The sequence below is a fragment of the Roseomonas sp. F4 genome (genome assembly GCF_053891155.1).
In genome coordinates this window covers 331,579-355,954 of sequence record NZ_JBSSHK010000004.1, presented here as the reverse complement: position 1 = coordinate 355,954, position 24,376 = coordinate 331,579, and the positions used below count along the sequence as shown (strand labels likewise).

The 24,376-nt window shown below is 69.7% G+C and carries 27 protein-coding genes, 1 tRNA gene and 1 riboswitch; of the genes, 11 read left to right on the top strand and 17 right to left on the bottom strand.

Annotated features, from left to right (window positions below):
• Nucleotides 1–3: 3 nt before the first annotated feature.
• Entirely contained in the window at nt 4–1,791 is a 1,788-nt protein-coding gene (locus ACVFYP_RS18145; RefSeq protein WP_499201607.1) for a gamma-glutamyltransferase family protein, read from the bottom strand.
• A gap of 133 nt (nt 1,792–1,924) precedes the next feature.
• Between ACVFYP_RS18145 and phnN the strand changes: the two genes are divergently transcribed.
• Nucleotides 1,925–2,455: a phosphonate metabolism protein/1,5-bisphosphokinase (PRPP-forming) PhnN gene (gene phnN, locus ACVFYP_RS18140; protein ID WP_499201606.1), complete on the top strand. Its 531-nt coding sequence runs from the start codon at nt 1,925–1,927 to the stop codon at nt 2,453–2,455.
• Here phnN and ACVFYP_RS18135 read toward each other — a convergent pair.
• From ACVFYP_RS18135 to phnG, 8 genes are all read right to left on the bottom strand, one after another.
• Nucleotides 2,394–3,068: a DUF1045 domain-containing protein gene (locus ACVFYP_RS18135; protein ID WP_499201605.1), complete on the bottom strand. Its 675-nt coding sequence runs from the start codon at nt 3,066–3,068 to the stop codon at nt 2,394–2,396. The two genes, phnN and ACVFYP_RS18135, sit on opposite strands and share 62 nt — an antisense overlap.
• A 61-nt stretch (nt 3,069–3,129) precedes the next feature.
• Complete coding sequence (locus ACVFYP_RS18130) at nt 3,130–4,269, bottom strand: alpha-D-ribose 1-methylphosphonate 5-triphosphate diphosphatase (RefSeq protein WP_499201604.1); 1,140 nt, start codon at nt 4,267–4,269, stop codon at nt 3,130–3,132.
• A complete protein-coding gene (gene phnL, locus ACVFYP_RS18125; RefSeq protein WP_499201603.1) occupies nt 4,266–4,964 on the bottom strand; it encodes a phosphonate C-P lyase system protein PhnL in 699 nt (232 codons plus the stop codon). Before phnL ends, ACVFYP_RS18130 begins: the two co-directional genes overlap by 4 nt.
• The gene (gene phnK / locus ACVFYP_RS18120; protein ID WP_499201602.1) at nt 4,961–5,719 is read right to left on the bottom strand and encodes a phosphonate C-P lyase system protein PhnK; all 759 of its coding nucleotides are present in this window, start codon (nt 5,717–5,719) and stop codon (nt 4,961–4,963) included. The genes phnL and phnK overlap by 4 nt, the downstream gene beginning before the upstream one ends.
• Nucleotides 5,716–6,567, bottom strand: a complete 852-nt coding sequence (locus tag ACVFYP_RS18115) for an alpha-D-ribose 1-methylphosphonate 5-phosphate C-P-lyase PhnJ (protein ID WP_499201601.1) — start codon at nt 6,565–6,567, stop codon at nt 5,716–5,718. The genes phnK and ACVFYP_RS18115 overlap by 4 nt, the downstream gene beginning before the upstream one ends.
• A complete protein-coding gene (locus tag ACVFYP_RS18110) occupies nt 6,564–7,634 on the bottom strand; it encodes a carbon-phosphorus lyase complex subunit (RefSeq protein WP_499201600.1) in 1,071 nt (356 codons plus the stop codon). Before ACVFYP_RS18110 ends, ACVFYP_RS18115 begins: the two co-directional genes overlap by 4 nt.
• Before the next feature lie 3 nt (nt 7,635–7,637).
• Nucleotides 7,638–8,201, bottom strand: a complete 564-nt coding sequence (gene phnH / locus ACVFYP_RS18105) for a phosphonate C-P lyase system protein PhnH (protein WP_499201599.1) — start codon at nt 8,199–8,201, stop codon at nt 7,638–7,640.
• A gap of 2 nt (nt 8,202–8,203) precedes the next feature.
• Nucleotides 8,204–8,668: a phosphonate C-P lyase system protein PhnG gene (gene phnG / locus ACVFYP_RS18100; RefSeq protein WP_499201598.1), complete on the bottom strand. Its 465-nt coding sequence runs from the start codon at nt 8,666–8,668 to the stop codon at nt 8,204–8,206.
• A gap of 126 nt (nt 8,669–8,794) precedes the next feature.
• Here phnG and phnF point away from each other — a divergent pair, with 126 nt between their 5' ends.
• Both phnF and ACVFYP_RS18090 read left to right on the top strand, forming a co-directional pair.
• Nucleotides 8,795–9,547: a phosphonate metabolism transcriptional regulator PhnF gene (gene phnF / locus ACVFYP_RS18095; protein ID WP_499201597.1), complete on the top strand. Its 753-nt coding sequence runs from the start codon at nt 8,795–8,797 to the stop codon at nt 9,545–9,547.
• Nucleotides 9,547–10,689, top strand: coding sequence for an alpha-D-ribose 1-methylphosphonate 5-triphosphate diphosphatase (locus ACVFYP_RS18090; protein WP_499201596.1), 1,143 nt, complete (start codon nt 9,547–9,549; stop codon nt 10,687–10,689). Before phnF ends, ACVFYP_RS18090 begins: the two co-directional genes overlap by 1 nt.
• A gap of 15 nt (nt 10,690–10,704) precedes the next feature.
• Here the strand turns inward: ACVFYP_RS18090 and ACVFYP_RS18085 are convergent, their stop codons facing one another.
• Genes ACVFYP_RS18085 through ACVFYP_RS18065 form a run of 5 tightly spaced genes read right to left on the bottom strand, consistent with a single transcriptional unit; the run spans nt 10,705 to nt 14,553 of the window.
• The gene (locus tag ACVFYP_RS18085; RefSeq protein WP_499201595.1) at nt 10,705–11,634 is read right to left on the bottom strand and encodes an NAD(P)/FAD-dependent oxidoreductase; all 930 of its coding nucleotides are present in this window, start codon (nt 11,632–11,634) and stop codon (nt 10,705–10,707) included.
• 48 nt (nt 11,635–11,682) lie between these two features.
• Entirely contained in the window at nt 11,683–12,165 is a 483-nt protein-coding gene (locus ACVFYP_RS18080) for a YaiI/YqxD family protein (protein WP_499201594.1), read from the bottom strand.
• Nucleotides 12,162–13,124: an ABC transporter substrate-binding protein gene (locus ACVFYP_RS18075; RefSeq protein WP_499201593.1), complete on the bottom strand. Its 963-nt coding sequence runs from the start codon at nt 13,122–13,124 to the stop codon at nt 12,162–12,164. The genes ACVFYP_RS18080 and ACVFYP_RS18075 overlap by 4 nt, the downstream gene beginning before the upstream one ends.
• Nucleotides 13,121–13,879: an ABC transporter permease gene (locus ACVFYP_RS18070; RefSeq protein WP_499201592.1), complete on the bottom strand. Its 759-nt coding sequence runs from the start codon at nt 13,877–13,879 to the stop codon at nt 13,121–13,123. The genes ACVFYP_RS18075 and ACVFYP_RS18070 overlap by 4 nt, the downstream gene beginning before the upstream one ends.
• Entirely contained in the window at nt 13,876–14,553 is a 678-nt protein-coding gene (locus ACVFYP_RS18065) for an ABC transporter ATP-binding protein (RefSeq protein WP_499201591.1), read from the bottom strand. Before ACVFYP_RS18065 ends, ACVFYP_RS18070 begins: the two co-directional genes overlap by 4 nt.
• 59 nt (nt 14,554–14,612) lie before the next feature.
• Nucleotides 14,613–14,721: riboswitch (TPP riboswitch) on the bottom strand.
• A 200-nt stretch (nt 14,722–14,921) separates the two neighbouring features.
• Between ACVFYP_RS18065 and ACVFYP_RS18060 the strand changes: the two genes are divergently transcribed.
• The 4 genes from ACVFYP_RS18060 to ACVFYP_RS18045 all read left to right on the top strand — a co-directional run bounded on the left by ACVFYP_RS18060 (nt 14,922) and on the right by ACVFYP_RS18045 (nt 17,299).
• Nucleotides 14,922–15,491: a manganese efflux pump MntP gene (locus ACVFYP_RS18060; RefSeq protein ID WP_499201590.1), complete on the top strand. Its 570-nt coding sequence runs from the start codon at nt 14,922–14,924 to the stop codon at nt 15,489–15,491.
• 25 nt (nt 15,492–15,516) lie between these two features.
• Entirely contained in the window at nt 15,517–16,692 is a 1,176-nt protein-coding gene (locus ACVFYP_RS18055) for an acetoin utilization protein AcuC (RefSeq protein WP_499201589.1), read from the top strand.
• Nucleotides 16,689–17,171: a DUF192 domain-containing protein gene (locus ACVFYP_RS18050; protein ID WP_499201588.1), complete on the top strand. Its 483-nt coding sequence runs from the start codon at nt 16,689–16,691 to the stop codon at nt 17,169–17,171. Before ACVFYP_RS18055 ends, ACVFYP_RS18050 begins: the two co-directional genes overlap by 4 nt.
• Nucleotides 17,172–17,225: 54 nt before the next feature.
• Nucleotides 17,226–17,299 (top strand) — tRNA-Pro (locus ACVFYP_RS18045).
• Between the two features lie 38 nt (nt 17,300–17,337).
• On the opposite strand, the gene ACVFYP_RS18040 is transcribed toward ACVFYP_RS18045, so the two are convergent.
• The gene (locus tag ACVFYP_RS18040) at nt 17,338–18,120 is read right to left on the bottom strand and encodes an alpha/beta fold hydrolase (RefSeq protein ID WP_499201587.1); all 783 of its coding nucleotides are present in this window, start codon (nt 18,118–18,120) and stop codon (nt 17,338–17,340) included.
• 10 nt (nt 18,121–18,130) lie between these two features.
• Complete coding sequence (locus tag ACVFYP_RS18035; RefSeq protein ID WP_499201586.1) at nt 18,131–19,111, bottom strand: Bug family tripartite tricarboxylate transporter substrate binding protein; 981 nt, start codon at nt 19,109–19,111, stop codon at nt 18,131–18,133.
• A 178-nt stretch (nt 19,112–19,289) separates the two neighbouring features.
• Between ACVFYP_RS18035 and ACVFYP_RS18030 the strand changes: the two genes are divergently transcribed.
• Genes ACVFYP_RS18030 through ACVFYP_RS18020 form a run of 3 tightly spaced genes read left to right on the top strand, consistent with a single transcriptional unit; the run spans nt 19,290 to nt 22,566 of the window.
• Nucleotides 19,290–20,501, top strand: coding sequence for an amidohydrolase (locus ACVFYP_RS18030; protein WP_499201585.1), 1,212 nt, complete (start codon nt 19,290–19,292; stop codon nt 20,499–20,501).
• A 39-nt stretch (nt 20,502–20,540) separates the two neighbouring features.
• Entirely contained in the window at nt 20,541–21,533 is a 993-nt protein-coding gene (locus tag ACVFYP_RS18025) for a D-2-hydroxyacid dehydrogenase (protein ID WP_499201584.1), read from the top strand.
• 52 nt (nt 21,534–21,585) lie between these two features.
• Nucleotides 21,586–22,566, top strand: a complete 981-nt coding sequence (locus ACVFYP_RS18020) for a Bug family tripartite tricarboxylate transporter substrate binding protein (protein WP_499201583.1) — start codon at nt 21,586–21,588, stop codon at nt 22,564–22,566.
• 70 nt (nt 22,567–22,636) lie between these two features.
• Here ACVFYP_RS18020 and ACVFYP_RS18015 read toward each other — a convergent pair whose 3' ends face one another.
• Nucleotides 22,637–23,284, bottom strand: coding sequence for a YajG family lipoprotein (locus ACVFYP_RS18015; RefSeq protein WP_499201582.1), 648 nt, complete (start codon nt 23,282–23,284; stop codon nt 22,637–22,639).
• A gap of 200 nt (nt 23,285–23,484) precedes the next feature.
• On the opposite strand from ACVFYP_RS18015, the gene ACVFYP_RS18010 reads away from it, so the two are divergent.
• Nucleotides 23,485–24,345 carry a M48 family metallopeptidase gene (locus ACVFYP_RS18010; RefSeq protein WP_499201581.1) on the top strand — a complete coding sequence of 287 codons (861 nt, stop codon included), beginning with the start codon at nt 23,485–23,487 and terminating at the stop codon, nt 24,343–24,345.
• Nucleotides 24,346–24,376: the final 31 nt, after the last annotated feature.

The following is a 24,376-nucleotide window of genomic DNA, read 5'->3' as shown; positions in this document are numbered from 1 at the left end:
GGCTCAGCGCCCGACGGCGTAGCCCTGCATGCCGCGCGGATTGGCGCCGGCGAACAACTGGCCGTCCTCCTCCTGCCGCGCGCCGCTCAGCCTGCCTTCGGACCACTCGCCACCGACATCCACCAGATGGCCGCGCGCGATCAGCATCCGCGCCACCTCCGGCGCGTAGCGGCCTTCCAACACGGCCTTGCCCGGGCGGGCCACACGCGGCCAGAAGCTGCTCGGCCAATGTTCGGTGTGGAAGGACGGCGCGTCGATCGCCTGCTGGATGTTTAGCCCGTGGTCGATCATGCGGGACAGCATGATGGGCTGCCACTGGTCCTGCTGCTCCCCGCCCGGCGTGCCGAAGCTCATCCAGGGGCGCCCATCCTTCAGCACCATGGCCGGGGACAGCGTGGTGCGCGGCCGCTTGCCGGGCTTCAGCCCGTTCGGCAGCGACTCATCCAGCCAGAACATCTGCCCTCGCGTGCCGAGGCAGAAGCCCAGCCCCGGAACCGCCGGGGAGGACTGGAACCAGCCGCCGGAGGGCGTGGCGGAGACCATGTTGCCCTGGCTGTCGATGATGTCGATGTGGCAGGTGTCGGCGCTGGAAACGCCCAGCCGCGCCACGGTCGGCTCGCCGGCCCCCGGCGCGCGGGTCAGCAGCGCCACGCGGCTGGCGGCGTCATGGTCGACCCAGGGGGTTGTCATGCCGGGCAGGGTGCCGGGGCGGAGGTCCAGGCTCGCCGCATCGCCGATCAGCTTGCGGCGCTCGGCGGCGTATTCGTCGGACAGCAGGTGGTGGATGGGGACATCGACGAAATCGGGGTCGCCGTAGAAGGCCTCCCGGTCCGCGAAGGCCAGCTTCATGCACTCGATGACGGTATGGGCGAATTGCTCGCCCAGCGGGTCCATGGCGCCGACATCGAAGCCTTCCAGCAGCGCCAGCGTCTGCAACATCGCCGGCCCCTGGCTCCAGACGCCGCATTTCAGCACGGTGTGGCCGCGATAGTCGCGGCGCAGTGGCGCTTCCTGGCTGGCGCGCCAATGGGACATGTCGTGGGCCGTCAGCACGCCCTTGTGGCGCTGGCCGGAGGAATCCAGCAGCGCATCCTTGGCGAAGAACTCGCCGATCGCCTCGGCGACGAAGCCGCCATACCAGGCGTTGCGCGCCGCATCGATCTGCGCAACCCGGTCATGGCCCGCCGCCTCCGCCTCCCGCAGCACCCGTTCCCAGGTTTTCCCCAATGTGGGGTTTGCGTAGAGGCCGCCGGCCACCGGGCCGCCGTTGCGCAGCCAGACTTCGGCGCTGGTCGGCCATTCGGATTCGAACAGCGGCTTCACCGTGTTCAGCGTGGCGACCACGCGGGGCACGTAGTGGATGCCGCGATGCGCGTAGCCGATGGCGTAGGACAGCACGTCGCGCAGCGACCAGGTGCCGTAGTCGCGCAGCATCAGCGCCCAGGCGTCGAAGGCGCCGGGGATCATCGCCGGCAGGAAGCCGGTGCCGGGGATCAGGTCGAGCCCCAGCTCGCCCTTCACATGGGCCACCGTCAGCCCGGCCGGCGCCACGCCCTGGCCGCAGATCACGCGCTGCGCGCCGGCCTTGGCGTCATGGATGATGATCGGGCAGTCGCCGCCCGGGCCGTTCAGATGCGGCTCCGCCACCTGCAAGGTGAAGCCCGCGGCCACCGCCGCGTCGAAGGCGTTGCCGCCCCGCTCCAGCACCGCCATCCCGACCTGGGAGGCGATCCAGTGGGTGGAGGCGACAACGCCAAAGGTACCGGCGATTTCGGGGCGCGTCGTGAACATTCGGGGGTATTTCCGTCTGGCGGCTTGAGGCTGCCGATAGGCGCAGGCAGAAGCGTCACGGTCAATATTGCGGTGCGCAAGAAGCATGCTGGTGCCAGTGGTCGGACCCTCCGGGGCGGGCAAGGATACGCTGATGGCGGGCGCGCGCGCCGCGCTGGAAGGCGATGCCCGATTCCTGTTTGCCCGCCGCTGCATCACCCGTCCGGCGGAGGCGGGTGGCGAGGATCACAGCCCGATGACGGAGCCGGAATTCGAGGCGCTGCGCGAGGCCGGTGGCTTCGCCTTGTGGTGGCGCGCGCATGGGCTGCTCTACGGCATTCCGATGGCGGCGGCGCAGGCGCTGGAGGAAGGTCGGGTGGTGGTCGCCAACCTGTCCCGGACCGTGCTGGCGGAGGCCGCCGCGCGCTACCCGCTGCGCATCCTGAACATCACCGCGCCGCTGCCGGTCTTGGCCGCGCGCCTCGCCGCAAGGGGGCGGGAGGACGCGGCGGATATCGCCGCCCGCCTGGCGCGGGAGGCGGCGCTGCCCCCCGGCCTGCCGGTCGAGACCGTGATGAATGATTCGACCGTGGCGGAGGGCACCGCGCGGGTGCTCGCTGCGCTTAACCGAGCAGCGGCAGACGCTCGGCCAGCAGGAAGGGCGCGCCCGGCCCCGCCTGGGTGAACAGGCACAGCTCCGTCACCCGGCGCGGCAGCGCAGGGGCCTCGCCCAGGAAGGCCGTGACGACGGGGCGCACCACTTCCATCTCCGCCTCGTTCAGGCGGCGGGAGAGGGTGACGTGGAACCACCACTCCTCGAAGACATAGTGGTAGCCCCAACGGTGCAGGTTCTCGCGCTGGCGCTCCGTCATCCGTTCTGGCCGGCGGCGGGCGATCTCCGCTTCCGTTGGCGGCAGGCGATGCGCGTCCAGGTTGGCGACGCAGGCATCGGCGAAGGCCTGCAAATCCGGCGAACGCTCCGTCTCCAGCAGCGCCAGGAAGCCATGATGCTCGGCGACCTGAAGCGGCGGCAGGGCAAAGGGCTTGGTGCGCAGCGCCAGCGCCATCGCATCTTCGCGCAGCGCGGCCCAGGAGGTGGCGAGCCGGAAGGGCGGCTTCACCGTGGCATGCAGGCCGTAGCCGCGGGCATCGCTGGTGATCTCGGCGATGTCGAGGCCGGGCAGGGGGGGCTGCGGGATGGTCGCGCCGGTTTCGGTGTCCCGGCCGAGCCAGGTTGAGCCGAGCTTGTGCAGCGGGTCATCTATGCGCGGCGCCCAGTAGATGGCCGCGCGCATCATGGCCGAGCACCCGCGCCTACAAGCGGGGAACTAGTTGGGGGGAGAGGAAGAAGAAAGCCCCTCACGCGATGCGTTCCCCGGCGCGCCAAACCTTGCGCACCACGGCATGGCCCTCATGCGGCCGGATCTGCACCAGATCGGCGCGCAGCCCGGCCTCCAGCCGGCCACGGTCCGAAAAGCCCGCCATCCGCGCGGCCGTGTCGGTGATCATGGCGATCGCGGCCGGCAGCGTCGCATGGCCCTGGCCGGCGGCGCGCCAGGCGGCCTCGACCATGGCGGGCGGCACGTAGTCGCTGGCCAGCACATCCACCGCCTGGTCATGCATCAGGTCGGAGACGGCGACATTGCCGGAATGGCTGCCGCCGCGGACGATATTGGGCGCGCCGGCGATCACCTGCACGCCGAGTTTCTTCGCCGCCTGCGCCGCCTCCCGCGTCACGGGAAACTCGCTGATGGTGATGCCATCGGCCGCATTGCGGGCGATGCCTTCCGGGCTGTCATCGTCATGGCTGGCCAATGGCAGGTTGCGATGCGCCACGCGGTCCAGCAGCCAGCGGCGGTTGGGCTCCAGCAGCTTCGCGCGCTGCTCCAGCAATTCGGTGATGCGCTTGTCCACCTGCTCGGCCGTCTTGCCGCCGCGGATGCGCATCTGGCGATAGCGCTCCACGTCGCGATACTGACCGACGCCGGGGGAGTGATCCATGAAGCTGACCATGCGCACCAGCGGGTGATCGGCCGCCATCTCCACCAGTTCCCGCATATCGGCGGCGGGAATCTCGCAGCGCAGATGCAGGAAGTGTTCGGACTTCAGCAGCCCGGTATGTGCCAGCGCGTCCAGATCCTGCACGCCCTCCACAAATGTCTGGGTGCGGCCGACATCGAAGCCCAGATCGCCGAGGCACAGCGCATCCAGCACCGTGGTCACGCCGGCCGCCGCCGTCTGGCTGTCATGCGCCAGCATGGCGGAGCGGGATGGCCAGCGCGCGGTCGCGCGGGGCTGCACCTGGCGTTCCAGATTGTCGGTGTGCACGTCCACGATGCCGGGGATCAGATGGTCGCCATCCAGGTCGATGGCGCTGGGCGCGTGGCTGCGGCCGGGCTGGATTTCGGCAATGCGGTCGCCACGGATCACCAGCGTGCCGTGCAGCACCTCGCCCCGCAGGACAAGGTGCGCGTTGGTCAGAATGACTTCGGGAATCATGCGGCGTCCTGGATTGGCAAAACTTCGAACAGGCGATCGGCCACCTGCTCGCGGATTTCGGTGTCGTGGAAAATGCCTATCAGCGCCGCGCCACGGGCCTTGGCCTCCGCCATCAGGGCCACGACGACCTGGCGGTTGACCGGGTCGAGGCTGGCGGTGGGCTCATCGAGCAGCAGCACGGGGTAGTCCGCGGCAAAGCCGCGCGCCAGGTTGATACGCTGCTGCTCGCCGCCGGAGAAGGTGGCGGGCGGCAGGTTGTGCAGCCGGGCGGGCAGGTTCAGGCGGGTCAGCAATTCGGAGGCACGGGCGAGCGCGGCCTCCGCCGGCACGCCGCGCGCACGCAACGGCTCCGCCACGATGTCGCGGGCGCCGATGCGGGGGATAACCCGCAGGAATTGGGAGACATAGCCCAAGGTCTCCCGCCGGATCTCCCGCACCAGCCGCGGGTCCGCCGCGGCGAGGTCGACCATCGCATCGCGATGGCGGATCAGGATGCGGCCCGCGCCGGCGCCGTAATTGCCGTAGAGGCAGCGCATCAGCGTGGATTTTCCCGCACCCGAAGGCCCGGTCAGCGCCACGCATTCACCCGGCGCCACGCTGAAATCCACGCTGTCCAGGACGGGGATGCGGACATCGCCTTGCAGAAACAGACGAAAAACCTTGGAGAGGCCCTCGGTGACCAGGGAATGGTTCATGCCGCGAGCACCGAACTGACCAGGAGTTGCGTATAGGGGTGCTGGGGGTCGTCCAGCACCCGGTCGGTCAGCCCGCTTTCCACCACCACCCCATGCCGCATCACCAGCATCCGATGGGCCAGCAACCGCGCGGCGGCGATGTCATGGGTGACGATCAGCACGGCGAGGCCAAGGTCCGCGACCAAGGCACGGATCAGGTCCAGCAGCCGGGCCTGGACGGAGACATCAAGGCCGCCGGTCGGCTCGTCCATGAAGACGAGCTTTGGGAGTGTCACCAGGGTGCGGGCGATCTGCAGGCGCTGCTGCATGCCGCCGCTGAATTTGGCCGGGACCTCATCCATGCGCGCCGGGTCGATCTCGACGCGGGTCAGCCAGTGGGAGGCCTGGTCGCGGATATTCCCGTAATGGCGGGCGCCCGTGGCCATCAGCCGCTCGCCGATATTGCCGCCGGCGGAGACGGCCATGCGGAGGCCATCGCGCGGGTTCTGATGGACGAAGCCCCATTCGGTGCGCATCAGGCGTCGGCGCGCGGCCTCCGACATGCCGAGCACGTCCTGGCCGAGATACGAAACCTCGCCGGCATCCGGGCGCATCAGGCCGGAGAGAACCCGGAGAAGCGTGGTCTTGCCGCTGCCGGATTCCCCGACGATGGCGACGACCTCGCCGGGATGGATGTCGATATCCACGCCATCCAGGGCTGCGATGCGGCCGAAGCGCAGGGTGAGGTCGCGGGCGGTGAGAAGGGGCTCGTTCATTCCGCCGCTTCCTTCACCGCCTGCCGCTCCGCGCAGAAATCCGTGTCGGAACAGACGAAAATCCGCCCGCCCACGTCATCCGTCAGCACCTCGTCCAGATAGGTGTCCCCTGACCCGCAGAGTTCGCAAACATGCGGCGCACGGATCGGCCGGAAGGGATGGTCGTCGAAATCCAGGCTTTTCACGCTGGTATAGGGCGGCACCGCATAGATCCGCTTCTCCCGGCCCGCGCCGAACAATTGCAGCGCCGGCATGCGGTCCATCTTCGGATTGTCGAAGGCCGGAATGGGCGAGGGCGACATCAGGTAGCGACCATTCACCATCACCGGGTAGCTGTAGCTGGTGGCGATATGGCCGTGGCGGGCAATGTCCTCATAGAGCTTCACATGCATCAGCCCGTAATCGGCCATGGCATGCATCCGCCGCGTCTCCGCGATGCGGGGTTCCAATCGGCCGAGCGGTTCCGGGATCGGCACCTGGTAGACCAGGATCTGATCCTCCCGCAGCGCGCGTTCGGGGATGCGGTGGCGAGTCTGGATGATGCTGGCCTCCACCGTCCGTTCCGTTGTCGCGATGCCCGCCACGCGGCGGAAGAAGGCGCGGATGGAGACGGCATTGGTGGTGTCGTCGCTGCCCTGATCGATCACCTTCAGCACGTCGCGCGGGCCGAGGATGGCGGCGGTCACCTGGATGCCGCCTGTGCCCCAGCCATAGGGCAGCGGCATTTCCCGCGACCCGAAGGGCACCTGATGGCCGGGGATGGCGACGGCCTTGAGGATGGCGCGGCGGATCATCCGCTTCGTCGACTCATCCAGATAGGCGAAGTTGTAGCCTGCGTCCTGGGTCACTTCCCCGCCTCCACGCTCGCCCTCATGGTGCGGACATTCTCCAGTTCCGACTGGAAATCGACGTAATGCGGCAGCTTCAGATGCTCGACGAAGCCGGTGGCCTCGACATTGTCGCAGTGGGACAGCACGAATTCCTGCTGCTGCGCCGGCGCATCCGAGGCCTCGCCCAGTTCCGCCGCGCGCAGGGACCGATCGACCAGGGACATGGACATGGCCTTGCGCTCGCCATGGCCGAAGACCAGGCCGTAGCCTCGGGTGAATTGTGGCGGCTCCGTCCGGCTGCCCTTGAACTGGTTCACCATCTGGCATTCGGTGACGGTGATGTCCCCGAGGTCGATGGCGAAGCCCAGCTCCGGCGGCTCGAATTCGACGGCCACCTCGCCCATGCGGATTTCGCCGACGAAGGGATGATTGCCGCCATAGCCGCGCTGCGTGGAATAGCCGAGAGACAGCAGAAAACCTTCATCGCCACGCGCCAGCGCCTGCAGGCGCAACGCCCGGTCGGCGGGGAAGGAGAGCGGCTCGCGGGTCAGGTCGCCCGGCTCCGCCTCGCTCGGGGCCTCCCGTTGCATCAGCCCTTCGCGCGCCAGCATTTCGGTCACCCGCGGCGTGGGCTCCGCATTCGCTTCAGCCTCGGGCGCCTCGCTTCGTGGCCCGCTTGCGGCAGCAAGCCGAAAATCGAGAAGCCGGTGCGTGTAGTCGAAGGTCGGGCCGAGCACCTGGCCGCCGGGCAGGTCCTTGTAGGTGGCGCTGATGCGGCGCTGGATCGCCATGCGGTTGGTGTCCAGCGGCAGGCTGGCGCCGAAGCGGGGCAGGGTGGTGCGATAGGCGCGCAGCAGGAAGGCGGCCTCGATCAGGTCGCCCTTGGACTGCTTCACCGCCAGCGCGGCCAGGCCGCGGTCGTGGCAGGACCCTTCCGCCATCACCCGGTCCACCGCCAGGCCGAGCTGTTCGGCGAGTTGGGCGGCGGTGATCTCCGGCAGGCTGGTGTCGCCACGGCGGGTTTCATCCAGCCAGGCATGGGCGGCGCCGATCGCGCGCTCGCCGCCCTTGGTCGCGACATACATGGCTCAGCCTTCCTCGATCGCGACGCTGCGCGGCAGAGCGGCGATGACATCCCCGGCGCAGAGGATGACATCCACGCCGCAGGGCGCGCGACGGCGATTGCCGGCCCAATCGGCCAGGAAATCTTCGGGAGCCCCGGTGACGCGCAGACGGTGCAGGTGCTCGATGCCGGGGCCGGTCAGCCGCCAGCCGGTGCCTTCCTCCAGCGCCGCGACGTCGAGGATCAGGGTGGCGCCGCGTTCCGGTTCTTCCTCGGTCCCGGGCGACAGGGCGAGCAGCGGCGCATTCAGCGCGAAATCGGCGGCACCAGCCGCGGCGAGGGACGCGCCGCAATGGAAGCGGACCCAGGCCTCGGCCTCGGCGCCGGCGTCCAGGCACAGCGGCGTGGAGGAATCGACCAGGGTCAGCAGCAAGGCGGCGGCGGCGGGCGACAGGCCGGGCGGTGTCTCGGGCGGCACCGGGATGCGCTGCACCAGACCGGGGCGGCTCATCGCCTGGAGCACGGCGCGAAAGGCGGCTTGGCCGTCGAGGACTGGGTCGGCGAAGCCAGGGAAAGTGGTGCCGGTCATGCTCATCGCATCTGGGTCATGGTGAAGAACTCCACGCGGGTCGCCGCCGCGCGGCGGGCCTGGGCGTCCCGTCGCGCCGCCTGGGCCTCGGCTAGCGGGGCGATCACCGCCGCTTCCAGCGCCGGGCGGCGGGCCGGATCCTGCATCAGCGCATCGACCAGCGCCGCCAGTTCCGCCTGCCGGGCGTCGCGGCCGGCGACATAGCCATGGCCGACCACCCCATCCTCCAGCCGCAGGCTGCAACGGGTGACGGTCATCTCACCCAGGTTGAAGGGCGCGCCATCGCCGCCGGCGCGGCCGCGCACCATCACCAGCCCGGTTTCCGGGCCGCGCAGCCGGCGATGCGGTGGGGGCGGGGGCAGGGTGTCGAGGCGGGCGGCGATTTCCGCGGCTTCGGCCCTGGCCAGGATAGACATCCAGCGTCGCCGTGCGGGAGGATCGGAGGGGGCGTGGGGGCTGTCGGTCATGGGATACTCTATTTGTCTAGACGACTAGTCATCTGCCCCGATAAGGTCAAGCAAAACTCGCATGAAGCGATCGGGAGGGGTTTGAACTTTCCATGACGCATGACACGGAGCAGAACCGCAGCCGCCATGACCGATGATCCCCAAGCGCTGCCCGGCCTGCCCCTCGCGCGCGGCGAGGGCGTGGCGCTGTGGCGCCAGATCGCCCAGCGGCTGGAACGCGACATCGCCGGCGGCACCCACGCGCCGGGCGCCCGCCTGCCGACGGAGGCGGAGCTCGCCACGCAATACGGCGTCAACCGCCACACCGTCCGCCGCGCGATGGAGGAGCTGGAAGGCCGCGGCCTGGTTCGCATCGAACAGGGCCGCGGCAGCTTCGTGGCGGAGGATGTGGTCGATTACCGCCTCGGCCCGCGCACGCGCTTTTCCGAAATCATCCGCCGGCAGAATCGCGAGCCGGGCGGGCGCATCCTGCGCATCCAGGAAATCGCGGCGGAGACAGGGCTGGCGGAGCAGCTCGGCATCAGGCGCGGCCGGCCGGTGGTGGCTGTGGAACGCCTGGGCCTGGCCGATGGCAGGCCGCTGGTGATCGGCACCCACCATTTCCCGGCCAGCCGGTTCGGCCGGCTGCCGGAACTGCTGCGCCAGAATCCCTCGATCACCGACGCGCTGGCCGCCTGCGGCGTGCCGGATTACCGCCGCCGCGTCACCCGCATCACCGCCCGCCTGCCCAGCGCGGAGGAGGCGGAGCTGTTGCAGCAGTCGCGCAACCGGCCGGTGCTGGTGACCGAGGCCATCAATACGGACCCGGAGGGCGAGGTGGTGGATGTCACAATCGGCCGCTACGCCGCCGGCCGCGCACAGCTTGTGGTGGAATCCTGATGACAGCCTGGTTGATCGAGAACGGCACCGCATTGCTGGACGGCGCCCTGCGCGGGGCGCCTGTGGCGCTGGCCGAGGGCTTGGTGGCGGAGGCTGCGCCGGCTGGCGCGCGGCGCTTCGATGCGACGGGGCTGCTGGTGCTGCCCGGGCTGGTGGACATCCATGGCGATGCGCATGAGCGGCAGATGCAGCCGCGCCCCGGCATCGGCTTCCCCCACGCGTTGGGGATGCGCGATTCGGCGGCGCAACTGCTGGCCGCCGGCATCACCACAGCCTGCCTCGGGGTGACCCTGTCCTGGGAGCCGGGGCTGCGCGGCATTGCCGCCTGGCGCGCCACGCTGGCGGCCGTGGAGGCGCTGCGACCGCTGGGCGGCTGCGACATCCGCATCCATTGCCGCCACGAGGCCGACAACCTCGATGTTATGGAGGAATTGCTGGCCGACATCGCTGCCGGCCGCGTCGCCTTGCTCGCCTTCAACGACCACACGCCCGGCATTGTCCGACGCTTGCCGGAGCCGGCCAAGGCCGCGTCCTATGCCCAGCGCGGCGGGGTGCCGGTCGCCGAGTTCGTGGCATTGGCCGAGGCCGCGATGGCCCGCCGGCCGGAAGTCCCCGCCGCCCAGGCGCGCCTTGCCGCGGCGGCGCGGCAGGTCGGCATTCCGATGCTGAGCCATGACGATGCGACGCCCGAGGCTCGCGCCGCTTTTCGTGCGCTGGGCGCGAAGGTCTGTGAGTTTCCGATGTCGGAAGCCGTCGCCGAGGCGGCGCGGCAGGCTGGGGAGCATGTGGTGATGGGCGCGCCGAATGTGGTGCGTGGCGGCAGCCATATGGGCTGGGGCTCTGCGGCGCCGATGGCGGAGCAGGGCCTCGTGACCATCCTGGCCTCCGACTACTACTGGCCCGCCATGCTGGAAGCCGCCTTTGTCATGGCCGGGCGCGGCGTGCTGGATCTGCCGGCGGCCTGGGCGCTGGTTTCCGCCAATCCGGCGGAGGCAGCCGGGCTGGCTGACCGCGGGCGGATCGCGCCAGGGCTGCGGGGGGACGTGGTGGTGGTGGATGCCGAGCGCCGCGCGCCCGTGGCAACTTTTTGCGAGGGGCGGCTGGCGTGGGTGGCGGCCGGGGCGGGGGCGCGGATCGGCTGACCGGGGCGCGGCGGCCTAGCCGCCCTCCTCATCCTCGGTGGGCAACTCACAACGATTGTGGATATGCGTCGCTGCCACCGCCGCCTGGCCCATGGCGGTGACGATCTGGTCCAGCCCGCGCACGATATCCCCCGCGGCGTAGAGGCCCTTCACGCTGGTCTGGTTGTGCGTATCCACGATCAGCGCGCCCTTCTCGTCATGCCCGGCACCCATCGCGCGGCCGAGGCCGGAGCGGTAGGTCAGGCCGAGCGCGGAATACAGCACCTCGAAGCGATGCTCCTGCCCGCCGGCCCGCAGCGCCACGACGCGGCCTTCGGCGATGTCGAGGCTGGTGATGGGCTCTGCCACCACGCGGATGCCGTGACGCGCCGCGAGGTCGTGCTCGGACTCCTCCAGCGGGGTGCCGAGGGTCAGCAGGGTGACGCGGTTGGAATAGGTTCGGGCGATGAAGGCGGCCTCGCCCAGGCCGCGCGCGCCATGGCCGATGACAGCGATGCTGCGGTCCCGTGCCTCATAGCCGTCGCAAATCGGGCAGTAGCGCACCAGGCCGCGGCGCACGGCATCGGGCAGGTCTGGCAGATCCGGCTCCACATCCACCGCGCCGGTCGCCAGCAGCACGCGGCGGGCGAGGGCCTCCGGCGGCCCATCCGCGGTGTCGATCCGGGCAGTGAAGCCGGCGGCGGTGCGCTGCAGGGTAGTGACCTCGCCCTGAACGACGGCAATACCGTATCGCGCCAGGTGGTCGCGCTGGAGGGTCAGCAGATCCGGCCCGCCAATGCCCTCGGCGAAGAAGGGAATGTTGTGGCTGGTGGGGATCCAGGCGGCGCGCGGCGCGCCGGCATCCACCAGCAGCACTCTCCGCCTGAAGCGGGCGAGGTATAGCGCGGCGGTCATCCCGGCGGGGCCGGCGCCGACGATCAGGCAGTCATGCAGGTTTTCGGGCATATCCCTGCAACGCGGGCCGGACGCATCCGTGCCTGTTGCGGAGGCGGATCAGCTTGGCGGCGGCGCGGCCTTCGCCCGCCGGATCGCCGCCTGCGCCATCGCATCCAGCGCATTGAGGAAACGCGACTTGTCGGCGCTCGCCATCGGCGGCGGGCCGCCGCCCATCCCCATCTCCCGCAGGTGCTGCGACATGGCGCGGCCGGCCAGCGCGCTGCCGATGTTGTTCTCGGTCCAGGGATGGCCCTTGAAGTTCAAGGCGAAGGCGCCCTTGGCCAGGCAGCGGGCGGCCAGGGGGATGTCGGCGGTCAGGCAGATATCGGTGGGCGTCGCCTCATCCGCGATCCAGTCATCCGCCTTGTCCGCGCCGTCCGTGACGATGACGATGCGCGTGCGCCCGCCCGGTGGACGGATCGGGCGGGACCCGTTGGAGACGAAGATGGTCTCGAAGCCGAGCCGGCCCGCGACGCGCAGGATTTCGTCGCGCACCGGGCAGGCATCGGCATCGACAAGGAAACGCGGTTCTCTGCTCATCGCTCCTGGGTAGCGGGCGGCAGCTCCACCGCATAGGTCTCAAGCGCCGGCACGGCGCGGATCATGCGGCGATCGGCCAGGAAGCGGGCCATGCGCTCATAGCGGTTGCGGTCCAGCGCGCCGGGGCTCAGCGAGAAACGGTTGGCGGTGCTGGCGAAGGCGCGGCGGTTCAGCTCATTGTCCAGCTCGCGCCGCGGGCCGGCGATGAACATGCGCCAGGATTCCTCCGGGTTGTTCACCAGGAAGTGGGTCGCGGCCTCCGTCGCATCGATGAAGCGGCGCAGCACCGCGTCCCGCGCGCGGTCGCGATGGGCGATGTAGATCAGCTCGTCATAGGCCGGGATGCCGTATTGCTCGGGGAAGAAGGCGCGGCCCGGGCGGTTTTCCAGGTCGAGCTGATGCAGCTCGAAATTCCGGAAGCCGCCCAGAATGGCATCCACCTGGCCGGACATCAGCGCCGAGGACAGGCCGAAATTCACGTTGATCAGCCGGATGTCGGAGACGGTGAGGCCGACGCTTTCCAGCATCGCGCCCATCGTCACCTCCTCGAACCCCGCGACGGAATAGCCCACGCGCTTGCCGCGCAGATCGGCCAGCGTGCGCACCGGCCCGTCCCGCAGCACGGTCAGGGTGGAGAGCGGCGTGGCGACCAGCGTGCCGACGCGCACCAGCGGCAGGCCCTGGTCCACCGCCAGATGCAGGTTGCGCTGGTAGTAGACGCCGATATCCGCACGCCGGGCACCGACCAGCCGCGGCGGGTCGTTGGGGTCGGCCGGGGCGATGATCCGCACCTCCAGCCCGGCCCTTTCGAAATCGCCGCGTTCCTGGGCGATGATGATGGGCGCGTGGTCGGGATTGATGAACCAGTCCAGCAGCACCGTCAGCGGCTGGCGCGCGGGCTGAGCATGCAGGGGCGTGGCGACCAGCAGCAGGGCCAGCGCGGCTACAAAGCGCTTCATGTCGTGACCTTTTCAGTGAGAAGGGAATCGGGCTGCCAGGGAATGGCCCGCCGCAGCAGCCAGTCGGTGACGAACCACAGGGACAGCGCCATCAGCGCCAGCACGAACAGGGCGGCGAACATCACATCGGTCTGGCTGCGCCCATTGGCGTGCAGCATCAGATAGCCAAGGCCCGCGGAGGCCCCGACCCATTCGCCAACCACCGCGCCGATCGGCGCGACGGCCGCCGCCACCCGCAATCCGGAGGCCAGCGAAGGCAGCGCCGCCGGCACCCGCACGCGCCAAAGCACCGCGAGGCGGCTGGCGCCCATGGTGGCGGCGAGGTCGAGCATCCCCGGCTCCGTCCGCCGCAGCCCGTCATAGAAGGCGGTGGCCACGGGGAAGAAGATGATGATGGTGGCCATGGCCACCTTGCTGGCCATGCCGAAGCCGAGCCAGAGCGTCAGCAGCGGTGCGATGGCGAAGACCGGCACGGCCTGGCTGATCAGCAGCAGCGGCAGCAGCCAGCGTCGCCCCTCCCGCCAGGCCACCAGCAGCAGCGCCGTGGCGCAGCCGAGCAGGGCGCCGAGCGCGAGGCCCAGCAGGATTTCGGTCCCGGTGATCAGCGCATGCTCGAAGATGATGTCCCAGCGGGCGACCAGGGCCTGGGCGACGCGGGACGGTGCCGGCAGCAGGAAGGGCGGCACCTCCGTCAACCAGACGAAGCCCTGCCAGAGCAAAACCAGGCCGAAGGCGGCGAGGAAGCCGCGGATCATGGAACGGCCTCCGAAAGGCGTTCGAGCAAGGCCGCCTGGGCCGCCAGCAGCGCCGGATCGCCGGCCGGGCGCGGTGGCGCGCCAGTCGGCACGGGCACCGGCACCGGCACGGCCGGGCTGCCCGACAGCACAAAGATCTGGTCGGCGAGGCGCAGCGCCTCCAGCGGGTCATGCGTCACCAGCAGCACCGTCCGGCCGGCGAGCAGCCGCGCGGCGAGGGATTGCATGCGGTGGCGCGTCGGCGCGTCGACGGCGCTGAAGGGCTCGTCCATCAGCACCAGCGGGCGATCTTCCATCAGCGTGCGGGCCAGCGCCACGCGCTGGCGCATGCCACCCGAGAGCTGCGCCGGGCGTTTTTGTGCATCCGCCGGCGTCAGCCCGACCTCGGCCAGCATGACACCGGCCCTGGTCAGGTCGGGCGCCTCGCCCCGCAGATGCGCGCCGAGAGTGATATTGCCCAGCACATCGCGCCAGGGCGCCAGCAGGTCTTGCTGCGCCATATAGGCGATGCGGCCGGGCAGGGGGGCGCCATCGGTGGCGGTGACGCTGCCGCCTACCGGCACCGGCAGCAGCCCGGCGACCAGCCGCAGCAGGGTGGACTTGCCCGACCCCGAGGGGCCGAGCAGCGCCGTGATCCGCCCCGCCGCCACGGCGAGGTCGAGCGCGCCCAGCACAGGCTGCCTCCCCAAGGAGAGGCCCTGCGGCAGCACGATACGGAATCCGGGTGAATCGAGGCCTTGCACGACACCGTTCCCTTCGCCGGCATGACCCGGATCAGGTTCGTGGGGTCGCAGGGGCCAGCCCCGCCTCTCAGCCCCCAATGGGCTCCCCCCGATGACAGCGCGATGTATGCGATGGCCGGGCGCCCTGGGCAAGAGGGGGGCAAGAGGGTGCCCGAGGCCCGACTGCGTCCCCGCCGCCCGCATCTGTAGCCGGCGCATCAAGAGTGAGCTTTGCCTACAAGTATCTGATTTTAAAAGGTAAAATTTGACGGTTGGCGGTTCGGGATGTAGTCCGGCGGCAGATATTCGGATCGCCTGCCATGTCACCCGCCGCCATCACCATTCTCGCCCTGGGCATGTCCGTGGATGCCTTCGCCGCCGCGCTGAGCCGTGGCGCGACGGGCCATCGTGTGCGTGTGACGGAGGCCCTGCGCACCGGCGCCGTGTTCGGCGCTGTGGAAATGGCGACCCCGGTGATCGGCTGGTCCGCCGGCCTGCTGGCCGCCGGCAGCATCGAGGCGATCGACCATTGGGTGGCCTTCGTGCTGCTCGGCCTGGTCGGCGGGCATATCCTGTACAGCGCCGTCCAGCGCGCGCCGGACGCGCCCGTGGGCCGGCGTTCCGGCTGGATGCTGCTGGCCACCGCCGTTGGCACCAGCATCGACGCCATGGCCGTGGGCGTTTCGCTGGCCCTGCTGGATGTGAACATCTGGATTGTTGCGCCGGCCATCGGGTTGGCGACCTTCATCATGGCGACGGGCGGCATGCTGACCGGCCGCCTGCTGTCCAGCCGCATCGGCCGGGTGGCGGAACTGCTGGCCGGCCTGGCGCTGATCGGCCTCGGCACCTCCATCCTGTTCCAGCATCTATCCGGGCCCCTGGGCGGCTGACCGAAACCACCCCATCTTGGGCGGGATGCACCCCGCCCGCCCGCTGCTCATCGGTTCCGAGATCTATCGCGGCTCCACCTATGGGCCGAAGCACCCGCTGGCGATTCCCCGCGTCTCCACCACGCTGGACCTGATCCGCGCCATGGGCTGGGTGGCGCCGGAGCAGTATCGCGACAGCCCGCGCGCCACACCCAAGGAGCTGCTGCGCTTCCACACGCCCGACTACATCGCGGCACTGATGGCCGCGGAGGCGACGCAGCAGGTGGACCCACTTCACCGCGAACGCCACCGCATCGGCGCCGATGGCAATCCGGTCTATCGCGAGGTCTTCTCCCGCCCCGCCACCAGTGCCGGCGGGGTGATGCTGGCGGCGGAGCTGACGCGGGATGGGGGCGTGGTGCATGTGCCGGGCGGCGGCACGCATCACGGCCAGCCAGACCGGGCCAGCGGCTTCTGCTACGTGAATGATGCCGCGCTGGGCCTGTACCGATGGCTCGACCTGGGCCTGACCAATATCCTCTATCTCGATATCGACGCGCATCACGGCGACGGGGTGGAGCAGGCTTTTGCCGAGGATTCCCGGGTCTTCACCGTCTCGGTGCATGAGGCCGGGCGCTGGCCCAATACCGGCCCGGCGGAGAACCGCGCCGGCGGCCATGCCCGCAACCTGCCGGTGCCTGAGGATTTCGGCGACAGCGAGATGGATTTCCTGCTCCGCCACGCCATCCTGCCCATCCTCCGCCAGCGCCGGCCGCAGGCGGTGATGCTGCAATGTGGCGCGGATGCGATCCTGGAAGACCCGCTGTCGCGCCTCGCCTGTTCCAATGCGGCGCATCGCGGCGTGGTGGCCGCGCTGATGGGCCTGGCGCCGCGGCTGATCGTGCTGGGCGGCGGCGGCTACAATCCCTGGTCGGTGTCGCGTTGCTGGGCCGGGGTCTGGGCGACGCTGAACCGGCTGCCCATCCCGCCGCGCATCCCACCGGCGGCCGAGGCCGTGCTGCGCGGCCTGGCCTGGACCCGCTCCGGCGGGCGCAACCCGCCGGAGCATTGGTTCACCTCCATCGCCGATGCGCCGCGGCCCGGGCCGGTGCGGCCGGAGGTTCGTGCCCTGGCGGCGATGACGCTGGAAGATCTGCCCGACCCGCCTCCCGCCGAACCGTCTCCCGCCTGGGCTGAAACGGGTGCTAGGATCACCGCATGATCAAACGCCGCCCCCTGCTTGCCTCCCTTGGTGTTCTCGCGGCCGGCCGGGCTTTCGCCCAGCCTGGCGTGGACCAGCCCCAGCCCAGGCTGCCGACCGAGCCGCTGGTCATCGTCGCCCGCAACGGCACCCGTCACACCTTCCAGGTGGAAATGGCGGTCAGCCCGGATCACCAGATGATCGGGTTGATGTTCCGGCCGAGCGTCGGCGCCAATGAGGGCATGCTGTTCGACTGGGGCGTGCCGCGCGAGAGCAGCATGTGGATGCGCAACACCATCTCCTCGCTGGACATGGTCTTCATCGCCGCCGACGGCCGCATCCACCGCATCGCCGAACGCACCGTGCCCTACAGCCTGACCCCGGTGGACAGCCGCGGCCCGGTGCGCGCCACGCTGGAGCTTCAGGCCGGCATCACGGAGAAGCTGGACATCCGCGTGGGCGACCGCGCTTTGCACCGCATCTTCGGCAATACGCCCTGAGGCTGGCGGGCACCGCTTGCCCTGAAGCGGCCGTCCCCGTAGGTATCGGCCATTCGGGGTGTGGCGCAGCCTGGTAGCGCGCCTGTTTTGGGTACAGGAGGTCCTCGGTTCGATTCCGGGCACCCCGATTTCCGAGCGCCGGCCGCGAAGCCGGAACCCCTGATGTTCACGCCTGTCCCTCCTCCGCCAGAAAGGCCAGCAGCGCGGCGTTGAAGGCCTCGGGCTGTTCCCAATAGGCGGAATGGCCGCATTCGCGAATCACCACGCCCCGCACCCGCGGCAGGCAGCGCAGGAACAGGCGCTGGATCGCGGGCGGGGCCCAGAGGTCCGCATCGCCATTCACCATCAGGGTCCGCACCGCCATCTGACGCAGCGCCTGCCAGGTCAGCCGGTTGACCGCCCCCTGGCGGAACCGCCCCCCGGGATGCGCGCGACGTTCCAAGGCGAGCCAGCGCGCCACGCCGTCCGGGTTCTCGGCACGATAGCTCGGCCCGAGCTCCTGGAAGGCGACCGGCAGGTCGGTGAAGCCCGGCGGACGCAGCCGCGCGCCCAGTTCCAGATAGTCCTCATCCACCACGCCGATGATGGTGCAGGCCAGGGTCAGGCTGTGCAGCCGGTCGGGATGCGACAGGGCGAAATCGGTGGCGACCAGCCCGCCGGCCGCCGTGCCCACCAGATGGCAGGCCGCCACCCCCAGCCGGTCGAGCAGCCCCAGCAGATCCCCGCTGCCGGTGCCCGGCGCATCCGCCGGCCCGGTCTCGGAGCCGCAATAGCCGCGGCGGGAATAGGCGATGACCCGGTAACCGCGGCCGCGGAGGGCGGGAAGCTGATACTCCCACACATCCTTGCTGCCGCTGGCCGCATGCAGCAGCACCACCGGCGTGCCCGGCCCCCCGCTGTCCCAATAGGCCAGCCGGACATCCGGCAGCGTGACGAGGCCCTCGATCATCGCAGGCGGCTCATTCGCCGACGATCCCGGCGGAGCGGATCATGGCGCCGAACTGTTGGTTGTCCTCCCGCAAATCCTCGGTCAGCTGGGCGGGCGAGCGGAAGCGCGCCTCCACCCCACCGCGCGCCAGGCGGTCGATGAAGGCGGGCTCGCGCGTCGCGGATTCGACATGGGCGGCCAGGATATTGACGATCTCGGCCGGCATGCCGGACGGGCCCATCAGCGCCTGCCAGCCGGAGGTGCGGACATTGGGGTAGCCCTGCTCCGCCAGCGTGGGCAGGTCCGGAAATTGCGGCAGGCGGCGGTCGCCAACCGCGGCGAGGGGCCGCAGCCGGCCCTGCTGCGCGTGCTGGATCACGACGGTGTCGATCATGAAGTCCACGTCGCCGGTCATCATCGCCTGCACGCTGGGCGCCGAACCGCGGAAGGGGATGTGCAGCGCCTCGAACCCCGCCTCGCGGCGGAACATCTCCGTCATGATGTGCAGCGTCGATCCGATGCCGGAGGTGCCGTAGTTCAGCCGGCCTGGGTTGCGCTTGCCGTAGTCGACAAGCTCCGCCAGCGTCGTCACCGGCAGGCTGTTGCGCACGGCCAGCAGGCGCTGGGATTCGCTGATATTGGCGATGGGCGTGAAGTTGGTGGAATCGTAGCCGACATTGCTGAGATGCGGAAGGATCGAGAAGATCGCATTGCCGGCCAGCAGCAGCGTGTAGCCATCCGGCGCCGCCACCGCGACCGCCCTGGCACCGATCGCGCCATTCGCGCCGCCCTGGTTCACCGTCACCACCGGCACGCCCAGCCGTGGCGCCAGCGCATCGGCGATGAGCCGCCCCACCAGGTCCCCGGTGCCGCCGGGCGTATAGGCGATGATCAGCCGCACCGGCCGTTCCGGATAGGCCGCCTGAGCCGGCGCGGCCGCCGCCAGCAGGATGCCGGCCAACCAGAGGCAGCGCCGCCGCGCCGCGGCGATGCGTCCCAGCAGGATATTCATCCTCGTCTCCTCCATCGGGGCGCGCTGCCGCCTCCCATTGCCGCGACGATAGCGGGGGCGGAGGGGCCATGCGGCAGGCAACTCCGTGCGTTCCACGCAACGGAATGCGGGGCGCCGCGATGCTTCCTTGCGGGGCCGCCCCGGTCTTTGATGGCCGCCAGACCCTGGAGCCATCGCCATGACCGACCTGCTGCTGACCCATCTGCGCCTGGCCGATGGCACCAGCCCGCGCATCGCCATCGCGCATGGCCGCATCGCCGCCATCCTGCCGCCCGGTGCCCCCGACCCAGATGCGGCCGAGACGCTCGACCTCGGCGGCCATCTGCTGCTGCCCGGGCTGGTCGACGGCCATATGCATCTGGACAAGACACTGTTCGGCCTGCCCTGGCATCCGCACAGCGCCAAGCCGTTCCGCCAGAGCCGGATCGACACGGACCAGAACCTGCTGCCCAGCCTGCCGGCCTCCACCGCCGACCGCGCCGGCCATCTGATCCGCCGCTGCGTGGCGCATGGCACCGCGCATATTCGCACCCATGCGGATATCACCCCGGGCTTCGGCCTGACGGCGCTGCACGGCGTGCTGGCGGCCAAGCAGGCGCATGCGGAGGCGGTGACGATCCAGATCGTCGCCTTCCCCCAGGCCGGCGTCATGCGCCAGGGCGGCGCGCCGATGCTCGATCTGCTGGATGCGGCGATCGGGGAGGGGGCGGATCTGGTCGGCGGCATCGACCCCTGCGAGGTGGACCGCAACCCCTCCGGCCAGCTCGACGGGCTGTTCGCCATCGCCCGCAAGCGCGGCGTCGGCATCGACATCCATCTGCACGAGCCGGGCGAACTCGGCCTGTTCAGCCTTCAGGAGATCTGCGCGCGGACGACGGCGGAAGGCATGCAAGGCCGGGTCACCGTCAGCCACGGCTTCTGCCTCGGTGGCATCGCCGAATCGAAGCAGCAGGCGGCGGCGGCGCTGATGGCGGAATCGGGCGTGGCGCTGGTCACCCACGGCGCCGGTGGCGCCACCCTGCCGCCGCTGATGCTGCTGCGCCGCGCCGGCGTGCGAGTGTTCTGCGGCAATGACGACATCCGCGACACCTGGAGCCCCTATGGCAATGCCGACATGCTGGAACGCGCATCGGTCATTGGCTGGCGCGAGGATGTCCGCACCGATCCGCTGCTGGAGGCGATCTTCGCCATGATCTCCAGCGAAGGCGCCGCCGCGCTGGGCATCGCCGATTACGGCATCGCCGAAGGCCACCCCGCGCATGTCTTTACCCTGCCGGCGGAGAATGTGCCGGAGGCGGTGGGCGGCCATCCGCCGCGCGGCCTGGTCTTCCATGCCGGCCGCCTCGTCGCCCGGGACGGCGCTTGGCTGGCCTGCCGCGGAGCGGCCTGAGCGACTTGACGCGGCGCGCCGGCCTGCGAGGGTTGGCGCATGCGCATCCATATCCAGAATCCACACGGCGAGAAGCTGTTCCCCGTCACCCAGGCCCAGCTCGCCGCCGCCCTGGCCCGCCATCCCGAGATCGGCACGCCCGACGTCTCCTTCGCCGATGACGATGCCGGCTTCGAAGCCGCGATCGGGCAGGCGGAGGTGCTGCTGACCTGGACGCGCGTGGTGAAGGCCCGCTTCCCCGTCGGCGCCCTGCCAGGCATCGCGCCGAAGCTGAAGGTCATCGCCTGCACCTCCGCCGGCCTCGATGGGCTGGCGCCCTTCGGCTGGCTGCCGCCCGAGGTCACGCTGCTGAACAACCGTGGCGCCCATGCCGCCAAGGCCGGCGAGTTCGCCCTGATGTCGCTGCTGATGCTGGCCAGCCACATCCCATTCTTCGGCACGCAGCAGCGGGCGGAGAGTTGGACGAAGCGCTTCGGCTCCGTGCTCGCCGGGCGCACCGTCTGCATCGTCGGCCTGGGCAGCATCGGCGGCACCGCCGCGAAGCATGCGCGGGCCTTCGGCATGAAGGTGATCGGCGTGCGGAACAGCGCCACCCCGCATCCGGAATGCGACGAGGTGGTGACCATGGCCGGGCTCGATGCCGTGCTGCCGCGCGCCGAATTCCTGCTGCTCGCGTGCCCGCTGACGCCCGAGACGCGCGGCCTGATCGACCGCCGCCGCATCGGCCTGCTGCCCGCCGGCGCCAAGCTGGTGAACATGGCGCGCGGCGCGGTCTGGGACCAGGACGCGGTCTGCGACGCGCTGGAGGCCGGCGCGCTCGCCGGCGTGGTGACGGATGTGGCGGTGCCGGAGCCGTTGCCGCCTGGCCACCGGATGTGGCGCATGCCGGGGATGCTGGTGGTGCCCCATGTCTCCTCCGACGACCCGGAGACCTATAACGACCACACGCTGGACATCCTCTTCACCAATCTGCTCGCCATGAGGGCAGGCCAGCCGGCGCCGAACCGCGTGGACCCCGCGCGAGGCTATTGAGGCCGGTCGGCGGGGGCCCTAGCGTTCCGGCATTCCCCAGGGAGCCATCGCCATGAGCCTCAGCCGCCGAAGCCTTCTCGCCACCGCGGCCATCGGCGCCGCGGCGCCCGCCTTGGCCCAGGCCCCCGCCTGGCCGAACCGCCCGATCCGCATCATCGTCCCGGCGCCGGGCGGCGGCGGCACGGCGGACACCCTGGCCCGCATCTTCGCGCAGGAGCTGGAAAAGCGCCTGCCGCAGCCGGTGGTGATCGAGAACCGCGGCGGCGCCGCCGGCAATATCGGCGCCACGGCGGCGGCGCGGGCGGAGCCGGATGGGCACACCATCCTCTGGGGCTGGGCCGGCACGCTGGCCACCAACCCGGCCATGTATCGCGATATGCCCTTCGACCCGGTGCGGGATTTCACGCCGGTGGTGCTGATCGGCAGCGTGCCGAACATCCTGACGGTGAACAACGACGTGCCGGTGCGCGACCTGGCCGCCTTCGCCGCCTATGCCAAGGCGAACCCAGGCGTCATCAATCACGGCACCACCGGCAATGGGTCCTCCATGCATCTGGCGGCGGAGCTTTTCGCCTCCCGCACCGGGACGCAACTGACCCATGTGCCCTATGCGGCGCCGGCGGCGGCCACTACGGACCTCATCGCCGGGCGCATCCAGGCGATGTTCAATTTGGTGACCGGCGCCAAGCCGCTGGTCGATGCCGGGCGGGTGCGGGCCATCGCGGTCTTCTCCGACCACCGCGTGCCGCAACTGCCGGATGTGCCGACCACGGCGGAACTCGGCATGCCCGGGCTCGCTTTCGGTACCTGGTTCTGCCTGATGCTGCCGCGCGGCGCGTCGCCCGCCCTCGTCGCGCGGCTCAACGCCCTGGCCAATGAGGTGCTGGCCGACCCCGCCGCGCGGCAGCGGCTGGAAGCGGCGGGCATGGCTTTCGATGGCGGCGGCACGCCGGAACGCCTGGCGACCTATCTGCGGGAGGAGCTGGGTCGCCACGCGGAACTGGTGCGGATTTCGGGCGCCCAGATCAACTGAGGGGAGGGGTCGCGGCCGGCTGACCTCGGATGTGGTCCGACCGCTTGCCTTGGCCGCCTGCCCGGCGTCATCAACTCAAGGGCACGCCGCCCCGAGGAATAGTTTGTCGCGGCGGAGGCGCCGCGACCGGCGGCGGTGCGGTGCCCGGAGCGGCGTTGAGTGTCAGCAGCGCTTGAGCCAGGTCCCGGTCCGTGGCCAGGCGTTGCGCCAATCGGTCGAAGGCTTGCACGAGCGACAGCCGCGCATTCTCGCCGGACATGATCATGATCTCGGGCACGGCAGCCTCAACACTGTACATGCGGCTGAACACGACCCGGCCATCCCGGGCGCGCACGGCGATGGTCGTATTCACCTCGGACACGGCCTGGCCTGACCAGAAGCCGAGCTTGAAGTCGTTCCAGATTTTATGGACCTCCACCGTGACGGCGCCATCGCGCTCCTGGTTGGTCTGGAAGCCCATCCCTTGGAGCGTCACCTCTGCCAGACGCCCAACTTCGGCGACGACGTCGTTGGTCGCGACGATGGGCGCCATCTCCATGCCGTAGCCGTTCTTCTTGACGGAGACCCGTTCACGGTTGCCGCTCCGATCATCGCGGGTCACGACGGAAACTGCCACATCCTGCGCACCAGGTACCTGCGGCGGCGCAACGGTCGGAACGTGTCGGACTTCGATATAGTCTCGTTGCACCGCGCATGCTGGCATCAGCAGGATCATCATCAGGGCGACCAACCGCCCGGCTCGAAACCGTTCCATAGCGTTCCCTTTTCCTACCGCAGAGCAATCAGCGGGCACTCCCGTCACCATGCTGATGCTGTTATGATATCGAATCAAGTGGGGGCGGGTATGCGGTGTGCTTCGCGTTACTTATGTGAATCGTTTTTCATATTGAAATCGAAATTACAAACTTGCGCGGCAGAATGTCTTATCATTACGATGTAATGATAGATGGAAAGTGGAAAAGGAAGATGCGTCGGCGTTCATTCCTCGCGACGGCAGGTTCGTCCTTGCTCTGCGGCTGCGGCGGGGCGATCCACAGGCTGCCCCAGATCTCGAATGGCAATATCAGCTTGGCGCAAGGCGAGATCCGGACCTCAGAGGGGCCACCGCCGCGCCGCGAGATCAGCGATGACGAAGTTCTCGACACCATGCGCTCGGCGCTCCGACGAATCCGCCCAGCAGCGGAGCAACTCTGCAGGGAGATGAACGTCGGGGTATGCACCTGGACGTTCCGCGCACTTCCGGACCGGACCCTCAATGCTGGAGCAGGGTCGAACGGCGCCATCGTGATCAATCGTGGCATCGTTGAGTATGCAGCGAACGAGGAAGAGGTCGCCCTCGTGCTGGCCCATGAAATGGGTCATCAGGCAGCGAATCACATCGTGAATACCCAGAAAAATCAAGCCGTTGGAGCGCTGATCGGCGCGCTCATCGTCGGAGCGGCGGGCGCTTACGCGGCACGTGGCGGCTATTACGATCCTAACCTGAGCCGCAGCAGCGTCGAGGCCGGTGCCAACCTCGGGGGCGCCATCGGACGCATCTCATTCTCGAAAGAGCAGGAGCGTGAGGCCGATTATCTGGCCGCTCTTATCTTGTATCGATCAGAAATCGATCTCGATAAGGCGCGCGGCTTTCTCGTCACGATGGCACGCGCTTCAGGCCGGGCAGAGACGGGCATGCTGGACACGCACCCAGCCGGGCCAGAGCGGATTGCCGGCTGGGATAGTGCGGTGCTGGAAGTCCATGCCTCAAACGGCAGGCTGCCACCGCGCGCATCGTGACAAATCGCGACCGCCCTTCGCCGCTTGATAT